Origin of the sequence: Pseudomonas sp. 10S4 (assembly GCF_034344865.1) — a bacterium.
GTDB lineage: Bacteria > Pseudomonadota > Gammaproteobacteria > Pseudomonadales > Pseudomonadaceae > Aquipseudomonas.
In genome coordinates this window covers 317,560-330,236 of record NZ_CP133774.1, presented here as the reverse complement: position 1 = coordinate 330,236, position 12,677 = coordinate 317,560, and the positions used below count along the sequence as shown (strand labels likewise).

Sequence of the window (12,677 nt, the reverse complement as noted above, 5' to 3'; positions counted from 1 at the left end):
TTTAATATCAGCCGCGGGAGTCTAACCGACGTACTGTATTGAGGGTGTGAATCGATAGTGAAAAACTTGTAAAGCCCGCCCGCTAGTTGAGCCAATCGATCCCACTGATACCCGGCCCTAGCCCTGAGTCACTTCAGGCCTTAAGCTGCGCGGGCCATGACGGCTGTTACTGTGTACGGAGGAATGCCCCATGCGAATTCTATTGGTTGAAGACAACCGCGATATCCTGGCCAATCTGGCTGATTACCTGGGGCTCAAGGGCTACACCGTGGATTGCGCGCAGGACGGCTTGTCGGGGCTGCACCTGGCGGCCACCGAGCATTACGACTTGATCGTGCTCGACATCATGCTTCCCGACATCGACGGCTACACCTTGTGCAAGCGTCTGCGAGAAGACGCCCGCCGCGACACGCCGTGATCATGCTCACCGCCCGGGATCAACTGGATGACCGCCTGCAAGGCTTCAAGTCCGGTGCCGACGACTACCTTATCAAGCCGTTCGCTTTGTCCGAACTGGCCGCGCGCATCGAAGCGGTCATGCGTCGTACCCAGGGCGGTGGTCGCCGTTCGCTGCAGGTCGGCGACCTGAGCTACGACCTCGATACCCTGGAAGTGACCCGTGAAGGCCGCCTGCTGAAGCTCAACCCGGTCGGCCTCAAATTGCTCGCGGTGCTGATGCAGAAAAGCCCTCACGTATTGCGTCGCGAAATCCTCGAAGAAGCCCTGTGGGGCGATGATTGCCCAGACAGCGACAGCCTGCGCAGCCACGTTCACCAACTGCGCCAGGTGATCGACAAGCCTTTTGCCAAGCCACTGCTGCAAACCGTGCACGGTGTGGGGTATCGCTTGGCCGAGGGCCGAGATGGAGTTTAAGCAGAGCCTTGCTCAACGGATCATCATTGCCTTTGCGCTGATGAGTGCATTGGTGGCCGGGGCCTTCGCCATGGGCATCGTGGCGACCGTGCACCTGGTGGAAGAGAAGCTGATTTCGGCAGGGCTGGGTGGCGATTTGCAGCGCCTATTGCTGATGGACAGTGTCTCGGACTGGAGTCACCGCCCGGAGCCTGACCAACTGTTCTATTTCAGTGGTGGCAAAGGCGACTTCGAGTTACCCAAAGATCTGCGTCACCTGGACTCCGGTTTTCACGAAGTCTTTCGCGAACACCTGTCGTATCACGCGATGGTCGAGATCGTCGACGGTCGGCGTTACGTGCTGTTGCAGGACCAGAGTGATTTCGAAGAACGTGAGCGAGTGCTGTTTGCCGTGGTGCTGGTGGGCTTCGTGCTGAGCCTGGCGCTGGCGGTATTTCTCGGCTGGATCCTGGCGCGCAAAGTCATGGCGCCTGTGGTGCGGCTGGCCCGTCAGGTGCGCCACCGCGATCAGTTGCTGGGTTTGGCGCCACCACTGGCGCCGGACTACGCCGCCGATGAAGTGGGTGAACTGGCGGTGGCCTTCGACGCCACGTTGGGTCGCCTGCGCCAGGCCTTGACCCGTGAACGCTTGTTCACCAGTGACGTGAGCCATGAATTGCGCACGCCACTGATGGTACTGGCCAGTTCCTGTGAACTGCTACTGGAGAACCCCGGCATCGACCAGCGCGGGCGCGCCCAGGTCGAGCGAATCGCCCGGGCCTGTGAGGAAATGCGCGAACTGGTGCAGACCTTCCTGATGCTCGCTCGCGCCCAGCGTGAAGACGCCAGCATGTCGCCACAGCAAACCGTCAGTCAGGTCGCCGAAGGGCTGCTGGGTCTTTGGCGAGAACCGATCGAGTCCAAGGGCCTGATACTGAATTTCGAACCGGGCAATCCGCCTGGTACCGGCTACAACGCCACCCTGTTGCATGCGGTGATGGGTAACCTGTTGCGCAATGCGCTGCACTACACCGAGCGCGGGTTCATTCGTCTAACCCTCACGGCCCGCGGGTTTCGGGTCGAGGACAGTGGCGTCGGGATTCCGGAAGAGAAGCGCGAGGCAATGTTTGAGCCCTTCGTGCGGGGCAGCGAAAAACGCGGCGAAGGCCTGGGCCTGGGTCTGTCGCTGGTGCAGCGGATTTGTGAAAATCAGGGTTGGACCGTTAGCCTGACCACCATGGAGCCTAATGGTTGTCGCTTTGAGGTCGAGTTGAGTCAGCCCTGAGCATAACAGGCCCAACAATGCTGGCCCCGCGCTACCGTTTTACACCCTGTAAAACCCTGAAATACTTCGCCCTTTTACACAACGAAGTTTTCACAAAGTCATGACCTGAAGCTGACACGACGCTACCTAATGTGGTTGTCATCAGCAGCTCAGGAGACTTTGATAATGGCCGGCCCGATCAAACTGGATTTTTCCGAAAAGTACGACGATCAGCATGCGCAGAAATACTTGCGCAAGCATAAGGAAGGCCTCGGTCGCCGATTGTCCCACTGGCGTGACGAGCAATTGGCCCGCAAGGCGCTGACCCTGGCCGGTGAACCTGGGCTGGTCCTCGATTTACCGTCCGGTGCCGGGCGTTTCTGGCCGTTGCTGGCAGAAAAACACAACCGCGTGATCATCGGGGCTGACAACTCCGAATCAATGTTGAAAATTGCGACCCAGTCGCAACCAGCCGAAGTGGTAAAGCGGGTACAACCCTTGCACACTTCAGCCTTCGACATTGCCTTGCCCGATAACGCCGTAGACAGCATTTTCTGCATGCGTTTGCTCCATCACATCGGGGAAGCCGAGCATCGACTGGCCATTTTGCGCGAGTTCGAGCGTGTCACCCGTGACAGCGTGATCATTTCGCTGTGGGTAGACGGCAACTTCAAGGCCTGGAAACGCAAGCGCGCCGAGAAAGCGCGCGGGCAGGAAGGTTACCAAAACCGGTTTGTGCTACCGGCCGCCACGGTAGAAAAGGAATTCGAACAAGCGGGTTTCCGCATTCAGGAACAACTGGACTTTTTACCGCTCTATGCCATGTGGCGGGTTTACGTATTACGCAAGAGGTAACAGGATGGCAGTTCAATGTGCAGCAGAAACGGAAGTCGCTCCCCAGGACCGCTTCGACTATTTCTGGAATCAGCGCGGTGAGTGGGTAGAAGAACCCAACGTCCGTCGCGGTGGGGAAAGTGGTGTGCAGCGCGTCATGGGCAGTAGCGGACAGCTGCTGTATGTAAAGCGTCAGACCGGGCATATCTATCGCAGTTGGTTGCACCCCTTCGGTCGACCAACGGTATTGCGCGAGCGTGATGCGTTGATCGGTCTGTCTTCGCTGGGTGTGCGGGTACCGGAAATGGTGTTCTGCGGCGCCCAGCGTGACCCGGTGCACAAATGGCGTGCCTTGCTGGTCACCAAGTCCTTGGACGGCTTCGAGGAAATCGAACACTGGTACGCCGGTGGCGGTCGCGAGCGGCATGGCGAGGCGGTGCACGAGCGTGTCCTCAAGGAGCTGGCCGAGAACCTGGCCCGCATGCACAAGGGGCGCTGGCAGCACAGTTGCATCTACATCAAGCACGTATTTGTGCGGGTGACCGGCGAAGGTGACGCGGCGACCGTTGAAGTGGCCTTGATCGATCTTGAGAAGTGCCGGCAGCGCTTGACCGCCCAGCGCGCCGCCGCCCATGACCTGAAGCAATTGCGTCGCCACTCGTCGTTCAGTGATACAGACTGGAAGAATCTGGTCTACTTTTATGACAAGGCGTTTGGCAGCTCTATCAAAGGTTTATAGCGATGAAACTCGAAATTGCACGAGGTTTGTTCCTGGTTGGAGCCTTGGCAGTTGCTTCATTGGCGGTGGCGGCCTGGGAGCAGCCCCGCACGCAAGTCCTCAGCGCAATGAGCGAAGGCGCTCATTGCCCGTTGCCACGGGTTGTGAAAGCAGCCGTGGCATCCCAACCTGACCATGATTTGTTGCTGTTCATGTTCGGGATGTCCCAGGGATTGAGGCCGCAGAGTTGAATACACTAAAGCCCAAATAAAAGGCCTCGCAGATGCGAGGCCTTTTTTTGACATCAAAAGATCGCCATCAGGTGAAGGTGGTTATCCCAGAGCCCCGCCGGCAGTTCCAGCGGTTGCGCGACCAGATCGGTCTGGCGACAATCGTAGAACCGGCAGCGGCCCTGACCCGACGTCACGACAAACCCATCGGCCACCGCACCGACCCCGGCGCAATCCGGCAGTGGCGCATCCAGGCGCACTTCGCCGCTGTCCAGGTCCCAGATAAAAAACCTGTTGCCCCGGGGCGCGGTCAGCGCGACCAGCCGCAACTCGCTGTGCACCGCGACGCTGGCGGTGTAATGCCCCATGGCCTGCAACTGATGCTCCGGCACCGGGAACGCCACGAACGGCTGGCCCGGACGCTTGATCGCCAACAGCTCCGACGACTCGTGGGACGGCCCCATGAATTGCTGGCCGGCGACGATGGTGCCGTCGCTGGCAATCCCCAAGTGGCGCACGCTGTTCATCTGTTGGGCGAGGGTTTCCTTGCTCAACAACCTACCATCGCGTTGCATCAGTACCAGGCTCGGTTCCATGGCGTTGAGGTTCATCTCGACCCGGCTTTCGGCCTCGGTACGAATCCCGCCGTTGGCCACCACCAGGGTTTCGCCGTCGGGCATCCACGACACCTGATGCGGGCCGACACCGTGGGTGGGGATTTCGCCGCTGTGGATAAGTCGCTCACCTTCGAACTTATACACACCCAGCAAACCGCGACCCGGATCGCGGGTGTCGTTCTCGGTGGCGTACAGCCACTCGCCATCCTTGTGAATCACCGCGTGCCCGTAGAAATGCCGGTTCGGCTGCGAGGTCACGGTTTGCAGCAGCGTGCCGTCGCGCAGGTCAACCAGATAACTCTCGGTGCCCGGACGACGAGCGACAAACAGCGCCACCGGCAGCGTCGGGTGATTGATGATGTCGTGGCAGCGCTGGCCGACCTGGGTGGCGAACACCCGGGTGCCGTCCAGCCGATAACCGACGGCGTAATGCTTGCCGTCGGTATCGTCCCGTGCCGACAGCAGCAGCGGGCTCTTGTCCTTTTGCTTGAACAGCGTCCAGCCGCCCAGTGTCACTGCTCCCAGCAGCAAACTACCTAAAGTCAGAGCCTGACGTCGCAGCATGGCACTCGCCCTCATCAGTCACCGTCGTTGGCGTTGAAGCCCAGTTGAATGCCCAGCGCCTTGGCCAGTTCGCCTTCGTGCAGGCGATGGACGACGTTGAGGCTGTCGTAGAGATCGTTGAGTTGTTGGCGACCGGCATCGTCGTTGAGCATTTCGGTCAGCGAGCGCTGGTTGCTGGCGAACAGTTTGAGCGAGGCGGCATAGGCAGCGTCGATCTTGTCGGCCAACGGTTTCTGCTCGCTCGGCAACAGGCCGCGCAGGCCTTTGTTGTCGACGCCTACCCAGACGGTTTTCGCCGCCGCGAGGCTGGCTTCCAGCCCTTGCAGCGACGACTGGCTGCGCCAGGCATCGGCCTGGAATGGCTGCGGAATGCCTTTGGTCTGACGACCCATCGGCGTGCCGAGTTTTTCTTCAGGGTGTCCAGCGCCGTGACCTGCACGCGCAGCAGATCGGCGATCGCTTCGTGGGAGTCGGCGTAGCGCTGGTTCGGGAACTTGCTCATTTGCGCGAGCATGCCGTCGGTGGTGTTCCAGCGCGACAGGATCTCTTCGGCCAGTTGCTTCTGACGTTCGCCGATGGCGGTCAGCAGCGGGCAGTACTTGGCTTTCTGGGTGGCGTCGGCCATGTCGATTTTGCTGTCGAACAGGATGTATTCGTAGGCCGACAGGCCCTGGACCACCACGCTCGATTTAGCCAACGCAGCGGCATCGATCTGCGGCTGGGCGGTGACCAATTGCTCGACCTGACGGCCGACCAGGTTTTTCTTGTCCGGCCAGAATTGCACCTGCCACGAACGGTTGCCCTCGGCCAGCGGCCCGATCAACAACGGTTGCAGCTCGGCCCAGGCTTTTTGTGCATGCAGGAAATCGGCACGGGCGGTGTCGAGGTTTTCCTTGCCTTCGCAGAAGGCCAGGGCGCTGACGGCCAGTTGGCGGTCGGCTTCAACCCAGCGGCTGTAGGTCGGCAGGATCACTTGCTTGGCGATGGCCGCCGACGTAACCGCTTGCGGGTCCTGCGGCGAACAGGCGCCCAAGGCGAGCGCTGCAAGGCTGGTGAACAACAATTTGGGACGGAACATGTCGGGCTCCCGATTCTTTTATAAGGTGTTTAAAGAGAATTCAAAAACGCCAGCAACGCAGCGCGCTGCTCGGCATTGAAAGACAAAACCTGTTGCTGCGCCGCGCTCGCTTCGCCGCCATGCCAGAGCACGGCCTCGAGCAGGTTGCGGGCGCGGCCGTCATGCAAGAACTGGGTGTGGCCACTGACCGCTTGCGTCAGGCCAATGCCCCACAACGGCGGGGTGCGCCAGTCGCGGCCACTGGCCTTGAATTCGGTGCGGTGGTCGGCCAGGCCGTCGCCCATGTCATGCAGCAGCAGATCGCTGTAGGGGCGAATCACTTGATTGGCCAGTTCAGGCTCTGCGGCATTGGCGGCAGTGGTGTATTTCGGGGTGTGACAGGACTGGCAGCCGGCCTGGAAAAACAGATTTTTGCCGGCCAGCACTTGCGGCGCGCTGACATCGCGGCGGGCCGGGACGGCGAGGTTTCGGCTGTAGAACAGCACCAGTCGCAGAATGTTGTCGCTGACTTCCGGCTCGCTATCCGGGCCACCGCCGTTGGGCGCTTGCTTGCAGGCGGTTTGTGCGTCGGTGCAGTCATCGAACGGGCGCAGGCTGGTGGTCAGGCCCATATCACCCGAGAAGGCGTGAACATTTTGTTGATTGAGGTTCGGTTGCCCGGCCTTCCAGCCAAATCGGCCGAGGACGGTTTTGTGTAGGGCGTCATCCCACACCTGGTTCGGGCGCCCGGCGATGCCGTTGTTGTCTTTTGCCTGAGCGGCGGCGTTGGCCAGGATGGCTTCTTCGGGAATCGCTTCGAGCAAACCCAAGCCAATCATTGGCGGTGCCACGCGTGCCGAGAATCGGGTGTCGGGGTGCATCGGGCCGTAGCCCAGTTGCGTGATGTTCAGGCTCGGTTTGCGCAACTCGATTTCGGTGCCGTCCTTGAAGCGCACGGGTACGGGCGTGTAATCGACACGTACCTTGCCTTCCGGTGCGACGCCGGGCACGGACATGTCCTGGAGCTGGCCGCCGTAGACGGGCTCCGGGACCACGCCCAGTTGCTCGATGACCTTGGCGTAGGCCGGTGCATCGGGAATCGACAGGCGCACCAGCATCGACACTGCATTCGGCGAATCAGGTGTCGGCGGATGGCCGCGACCGTCCTTGATGTGGCAACCCTGGCAGGCATTGGTGTTGAACAACGGTCCGAGGCCATCCCGGGCGGTGGTGGTCGACGGAGCGATCACCCAGGGGCTGCGGAAAAAACTGTTGCCGACGCTGAAATCCACGCGCCGTGACGGCGGCAGATTGGCGGAGGGCAGGGAAAATGAATTCTGATCGGTCTTGCGCACCGTTGCACTCCCACCGGACCGGGCTTCACCGGGCTCGGCCTTGGTAAAACGCGGGGCGTCATCGCAGGCACTCAGGCCCAGGGCCATGAACAAGGTGCACAAGCGAAGAAACAACGACGGCATCAGACTTCCTGAAAGACGAGCAAAACGAGGGCGCAAAGTCTAACAGGGCAGGGGGATTGAATAAGAGGAATTATCGTTTGGTTGATCTGAGGCAGGTTTTCACCGAAGACCGCAGTCACCTGTAGGAGCGAAGCTTGCTCGCGAAAGCGCTAGTCGTTTCAACACAAATATCGCTGACCTTTCCCAGGCCGGCCTATTCTCAATAAAGGGGTGTGTGCTGGCGGGAGATCAATCGTGAATGGTTTTCTGGTGATTTTCTTTACCCAACAGAATCGTCGTCACCACGGCAAGATGCTGGGCGAGTGGGTGGTCGATCTGGCCAAGGAGCTGGGGTTGCGCGGTGCGACGCTGACCACCGGCATCGAAGGCTTTGGGCATACCGGTCGGTTGCACTCCTCGCATCTGTTCGAATTGGCTGATCAGCCCATGGAAATTCGCCTGGCGATTACCGAGGAGGAGTCGGTTCGCCTGTTCCTGCGCCTGGAAGCTGAAGACATTTCCCTGTTCTACATAAAGGCGCCGATCGAGTTCGGCACGGTGGGCCAAAAAGCCAGTCAGCCCTGAAATGAAAAAGGCGACCCGAAGGTCGCCTTTTATTCAGCCAACGTTGATCAGAACTCGTGATCAGCGTTGTCCGGGTTCAGGTCGCTGATGCCCAGTTTGCCAGCGGCTTGTTCGATCGAACCGGTCTGCTTGACCAGCGACGCTATGGCGTCACGTACGATCTGGTTGCCTGCGGTGTTGCCGGCAGCGATCAACTGGTCGTAGTGCTCACCCTTGTTGGCGTGATCGACCATGACCTGGATCTTGGCTTCGGTGGCAGCCAGGTCGGCTTTCAGTGCGTTGTCGGCAGCCGGGTCGGCCTTGGCCACCAGAGACGACAGGCTGGCGCCGGTCATTTTGGTGCCGTCGACGCGGGTGTATTCGCCCAGGTACACGTTACGAATGCCTTTGGCATCGTAGAAGTGCGAGTTGTGGGTGTTGTCGCTGAAGCAGTCCTGTTCGTCTTCCGGGGAGTTGGCTTCCAGGGAAACCTTCATGCGCTCGCCCGCCAGTTCGCCCAGGGACAGGCTACCCATGCCGAACAGCATTTTGCGCAGGCCGGTTTCGGCAGGTTCGGCTTCCAGGGTGGAGCGGTAGTTGTCGGCCACGTTCGGCTTCCAGTTACCGACCATTTCTTCCAGGTCGCTGACCAGCAGTTGGGTCACGGCTTTCAGGTAAGCGCGGCGACGATCGTTGTGACCGCCGGTTGCGCCGGCGCCTTCCAGGTAATCGGAAGCAGGACGGTTGCCAGCGCCAGGGCCGGTGCCGTTCAGGTCCTGGCCCCACAGCAGGAATTCAATGGCGTGGTAGCCGGTGGCAACGTTAGCTTCGGAACCGCCCAGCTCGTTCAGGCTGGCGAGTTTTTCCGGGGTGATGTCTTTGACGTCGACCTTGTCTTCGCCGACCTGAATTTCGGTGTTGGCGATGATGTTGGCGGTGGCGCCCGGGTTACCCAGTGCGTGTTCGTAGGACTTGTCGACGTAGTCGATCAGGCCTTCGTCCAGTGGCCAGGAGTTCACCTGACCTTCCCAGTCGTCGATGATGGTGTTGCCGAAGCGGAACACTTCGCTCTGCAGGTAAGGAACGCGAGCGGCGATCCAGGCAGTTCTGGCGGCTTTCAGGGTCTCGGCGTTCGGTTTGGCGAGGAAAGCGTCAACGGCGGTTTGCAGGGTTTTCGCAGTAGATTCGGCATCGCTGTAAACAGCGAAGACCATGTCGGCGTAATGCGCGACCACGGCTTTGGCGGCGGCTTCGTCGACTTTACCGGCAGCGGCTGGCGTAGTAGCTGGGGCAGCGGCGGTGCTGGCGGCCGGGGTCGGCGCTTGCGACGCGGCGGCCTTGTCTTTGCCTTCGCCGCAACCGGCGAGGGAAATAGCGATGGCCAACAGACTGGCGGTAGCCAGAGGCATACGAATCATGGCGAACATCCTGCTTCGATAGAGGGTGGAATGGCGCTGTGGGCGCGCAAAACTGCGACATGATGCAAATCTTTCGCATTATGTGTAAAGGGTAGCGCTTGGAAATATTTCTTATTCAGATGGCGGCGGTGCTGTAGATCAAAAGATCGCAGCCTTCGGCAGCTCCTACTGGGAATGCGATCCATGTAGGAGCTGCAGAAGGCTGCGATCTTTTGGCAATGACTAAGAATTCAAAGAATGACCGCGTTACTGCGCTGGGCCTGCTTTAAGTAAGCGCTCAACTCCCTTGCCGGCAGCGGTTTGCTGTAGTGGTAACCCTGACCTTCGTGGCAGCCTTCGGAAATGATGTAGGCCTCTTGCTCGGCGGTTTCCACGCCTTCGGCAATCACCTGCATGCCAAGGCTCTTGCCCAACTGGATGATCGCCCGAACGATGGTTGCATCGTCGTCGTCATCGAGCAGGTCCTGCACAAAGCTCTTGTCGATCTTGATCTTGTCCAGCGGCAGGCTTTTCAGATAGCTGAGTGACGAGTAGCCGGTGCCGAAGTCGTCGATGGCGATCAAGGCACCGGAGCGGCGCAGGCTCAGCAAATGCTGGGCGGCGGTGCTGATGTCTTCCATCAGGCCGGTTTCGGTGACTTCCAGTTCCAGGCTGCGCGGTGGCAGGCGGTACATCTGCAGCAGGTTATTGACCACCCGCGGCAACTCGGCGTGGTGCAGTTGCACGGTGGACAGGTTCACCGCCATGCGCAGGTCGACAAACCCCTGGTCGTGCCACTCGCGTAGTTGCTTGCAGGCTTGATCCAGCACCCATTCGCCGATGGCGATAATGGTGCCGTTCTGTTCGGCCAGCGGGATGAACAGGTCGGGCGGTACGAGCCCGTGCTCAGGGTGTTGCCAGCGAATCAACGCTTCGACGCCGACCACTCGGTGGTCGCGATAGCTGATCTGCGGCTGGTAGACGAGGTAGAACTGATCGCGGGCGAGGGCGTCGCGCAGGTCTTTTTCCAGTTCGCGGCGGCGGCGCATTTCGCTGTCGACGCTGGCGATATAGAACTGATAGCGGTTGCGCGAGCGAGTCTTGGCCAGGGTCATGGTCTGCTCGGCTTTTTGCAGCAGCTTCTCGGTACTGTCACCGTCCTCGGGGAACAGGGTGATGCCGATGGTGGCGCGCAGGCGGATTTCCTGATGGTCGAGGGCAAACGCCGCTTCCAGGTCATCGAGAATGCTTTGGGCCAGCTCGGCCGCTTCGTAGGGTTGTTCGATGTCGGCCTGGACCAGCGCAAACTGGTCGCCGCCCAGGCGGGCGAGGGCGCCGAGGCGACCGCTGTGGGCGCGCAAGCGATCGGCCAGGGCCAGCAGCAGTTGGTCGCCGGTCTGGTAGCTGAATTGTTCGTTGATGCCTTTGAAGTCGTCCAGTCCTACGACCAGTACGGCAACCCGACGCTGCAATTTGCCGGCGTCCACGAGGATTTTGTCCAGTTGCTGCTGCAATTGCTGGCGGTTCGGCAGACCGGTGAGGAAGTCGTACTGGGCCATGCGCAGCAGGCTGTTTTCCGCTTCATGGCGCAGATGGGTGTTGCGCTCAATGGACTCGAGCAACTGGTTGGCGGTGTTGATCCAGATGCCCAGTTCGTTTTTTTCGTGGCCCTTGAGCTGCGGGATCTTGTGTGCGCTGGGGCGGTCGGGGTTGATCTCGGTGAGGTGCTCGATGATTCGCGACAGCGGTTTGGTCAGCAGCCAGTGGTAAACCAGATACAGCACCAGGCCCATGGCGAGCGCGCGCAGCACCCCGGAAATAAAGATGATCACCGAGCTGACGATGAAACCCTGGCCATAGGTGGCGGTGTCGAGGGTGATGCTCAGGTCGCCGTAATACTCGCTGTAGGGGCCACGACCCACCAGTTGGGTGGTGAAGGTGCGTTCCTGGCCGAGGATCAGGTCGGTCAGCCAGCGGCTGTTGGAGTGCTGCAGTTCGCGGGATTTTTGCGCGAGCATGGCTTCGTTGGGATGGCCGATGGAGGCTTGGCGCACGGCGTCGTCCTGGAACAGGCCTTCGATTACCTGCATGCCCATCTCCCGGTCCAGGCTGTAGACGGCCTGGGTCGAGGGGTCGCGGAACATGTCGAGGATGCGTTGGGCGTCGCCGGCTACGGCCTGACGTGTTTTATAGGCATCGAAAACGATCTGCGCGCAGCTCAAGACTACGCCGACGATCAATGCCGACAGGAGCACGACCCGGAGCAACTTCACCGACAAGCTGTTCTTGAGTTCCAGCTTCAAAGGGTTATTCCTTGTTCCGTGCGGGTAGCATCAAGTTGCCATGAGTATTGGCAATCCCGTGGTGGCAGTCAAAGGGACAATTCAGCTCAGGGGATTTTGCCTGTAGCTTGGCTAATATGCTGTTGTTTTGAGTATTTGTCCTATTTGTACTGTGTCGGTAGTTTTGGGCTGCAACTTGAGGGGGATTGGGAGTATTTTTCCTTTGGGTTGATGTTAGTCGGCTGTGGCTCTGGGGCAAGGGGCTCTTGGCTTGTTTCATCGTAGGAAATTGCGATTTGACTGGGTTGGGCTTGGCGGCCTTTGGGCCGACCATGCTCTTGGTGGTTGGGTACATATCCGTTGCTGCGGTAACGGCTTCTTATGGTTCCGCTCTTACAGCGGGTCACTTTTGGCAAACGCCCCAAAAGTAACCAAAAGGTCTCGCCCCGGCGTCCGGCCCCTCGCTTAGGCTCGGCGTGCCTTCGTTCCGGTATTCATCTGGGGGCATCGCCTACGGTCGGCTTCGCTTCGACCTCCTCTCGATGTGTGCGGCTTCGCCGCACGGCGCTACGCGCCTGACCCCCAGATGAACACCTCCACTCAGCCTTCCGAAGGGGCGGGTAGAGCAAGATCAAGATCAAGAGCAGGCGAGCTAACGCTCGGCCTAATGAGTGGTGAAGAGCGGGTGGTGTACGCAGCTCCTGCTTTTGATTTTGCTTTTGTAGGAGCGAGGCTTGCCCGCGAAGGCGGCCTGACAGTCGACCTGTTTCTTCCTGTCACACATCAATTCATTGTGGGAGTGAGCCTGCTCGCGATGGCGTTGGCGCATTCAATTTCAATC

The 12,677-nt window shown here is 59.9% G+C and carries 9 protein-coding genes and 2 pseudogenes; 6 read left to right on the top strand and 5 right to left on the bottom strand.

All coding sequences use genetic code 11. The features are described from left to right. Nucleotides 1-190 precede the first annotated feature (190 nt). The 5 genes and pseudogenes from colR to RHM58_RS01550 all read left to right on the top strand — a co-directional run bounded on the left by colR (nucleotide 191) and on the right by RHM58_RS01550 (nucleotide 3,919). Nucleotides 191-873 (top strand): annotated as a pseudogene (colR, locus tag RHM58_RS01570) (two-component system response regulator ColR). Further along, nucleotides 863-2,137 carry a sensor histidine kinase gene (locus RHM58_RS01565; protein WP_201206295.1) on the top strand — a complete coding sequence of 425 codons (1,275 nt, stop codon included), beginning with the start codon at nucleotides 863-865 and terminating at the stop codon, nucleotides 2,135-2,137. The pseudogene colR and the gene RHM58_RS01565 overlap by 11 nt, the downstream one beginning before the upstream one ends. Before the next feature lie 165 nt (nucleotides 2,138-2,302). Next, nucleotides 2,303-2,971 (top strand): class I SAM-dependent methyltransferase, encoded by a 669-nt coding sequence (locus RHM58_RS01560; protein ID WP_201206292.1) that lies wholly within the window; start codon nucleotides 2,303-2,305, stop codon nucleotides 2,969-2,971. Between the two features lie 4 nt (nucleotides 2,972-2,975). Beyond that, a complete protein-coding gene (locus RHM58_RS01555; RefSeq protein WP_201206290.1) occupies nucleotides 2,976-3,689 on the top strand; it encodes a lipopolysaccharide kinase InaA family protein in 714 nt (237 codons plus the stop codon). Nucleotides 3,690-3,691: 2 nt separating this feature from the next. Further along, on the top strand, nucleotides 3,692-3,919 hold the full coding sequence (locus RHM58_RS01550; protein WP_201206288.1) for a hypothetical protein: 228 nt from the start codon (nucleotides 3,692-3,694) through the stop codon (nucleotides 3,917-3,919). Between the two features lie 53 nt (nucleotides 3,920-3,972). Here the strand turns inward: RHM58_RS01550 and RHM58_RS01545 are convergent, their stop codons facing one another. The 3 genes and pseudogenes from RHM58_RS01545 to RHM58_RS01535 all read right to left on the bottom strand — a co-directional run bounded on the left by RHM58_RS01545 (nucleotide 3,973) and on the right by RHM58_RS01535 (nucleotide 7,614). Further along, nucleotides 3,973-5,079, bottom strand: coding sequence for a DUF1513 domain-containing protein (locus RHM58_RS01545; protein ID WP_201206287.1), 1,107 nt, complete (start codon nucleotides 5,077-5,079; stop codon nucleotides 3,973-3,975). Between the two features lie 14 nt (nucleotides 5,080-5,093). Then, nucleotides 5,094-6,157 (bottom strand): annotated as a pseudogene (locus RHM58_RS01540) (imelysin family protein). Nucleotides 6,158-6,186: 29 nt separating this feature from the next. Next, a complete protein-coding gene (locus tag RHM58_RS01535) occupies nucleotides 6,187-7,614 on the bottom strand; it encodes a di-heme oxidoredictase family protein (RefSeq protein WP_322269503.1) in 1,428 nt (475 codons plus the stop codon). Between the two features lie 234 nt (nucleotides 7,615-7,848). Here RHM58_RS01535 and RHM58_RS01530 point away from each other — a divergent pair, with 234 nt between their 5' ends. Beyond that, nucleotides 7,849-8,178 carry a DUF190 domain-containing protein gene (locus RHM58_RS01530; RefSeq protein ID WP_201256710.1) on the top strand — a complete coding sequence of 110 codons (330 nt, stop codon included), beginning with the start codon at nucleotides 7,849-7,851 and terminating at the stop codon, nucleotides 8,176-8,178. 47 nt (nucleotides 8,179-8,225) lie between these two features. Here the strand turns inward: RHM58_RS01530 and RHM58_RS01525 are convergent, their stop codons facing one another. Both RHM58_RS01525 and RHM58_RS01520 read right to left on the bottom strand, forming a co-directional pair. Further along, entirely contained in the window at nucleotides 8,226-9,575 is a 1,350-nt protein-coding gene (locus RHM58_RS01525; RefSeq protein WP_201256711.1) for an imelysin family protein, read from the bottom strand. Between the two features lie 230 nt (nucleotides 9,576-9,805). Further along, nucleotides 9,806-11,857 carry a putative bifunctional diguanylate cyclase/phosphodiesterase gene (locus tag RHM58_RS01520; protein WP_201206279.1) on the bottom strand — a complete coding sequence of 684 codons (2,052 nt, stop codon included), beginning with the start codon at nucleotides 11,855-11,857 and terminating at the stop codon, nucleotides 9,806-9,808. Nucleotides 11,858-12,677 lie beyond the last annotated feature (820 nt).

Excerpts from the sequence above, each read along its gene's own strand:
- RHM58_RS01545 (WP_201206287.1), bottom strand. The coding sequence starts at position 5,079 with ATGCTGCGACGTCAGGCTCTGACTTTAGGTAGTTTGCTGCTGGGAGCA.
- RHM58_RS01565 (WP_201206295.1), top strand. The coding sequence starts at position 863 with ATGGAGTTTAAGCAGAGCCTTGCTCAACGGATCATCATTGCCTTTGCG.
- RHM58_RS01535 (WP_322269503.1), bottom strand. The coding sequence starts at position 7,614 with ATGCCGTCGTTGTTTCTTCGCTTGTGCACCTTGTTCATGGCCCTGGGC.
- RHM58_RS01560 (WP_201206292.1), top strand. The coding sequence starts at position 2,303 with ATGGCCGGCCCGATCAAACTGGATTTTTCCGAAAAGTACGACGATCAG.
- RHM58_RS01555 (WP_201206290.1), top strand. The coding sequence starts at position 2,976 with ATGGCAGTTCAATGTGCAGCAGAAACGGAAGTCGCTCCCCAGGACCGC.
- RHM58_RS01525 (WP_201256711.1), bottom strand. The coding sequence starts at position 9,575 with ATGATTCGTATGCCTCTGGCTACCGCCAGTCTGTTGGCCATCGCTATT.
- RHM58_RS01550 (WP_201206288.1), top strand. The coding sequence starts at position 3,692 with ATGAAACTCGAAATTGCACGAGGTTTGTTCCTGGTTGGAGCCTTGGCA.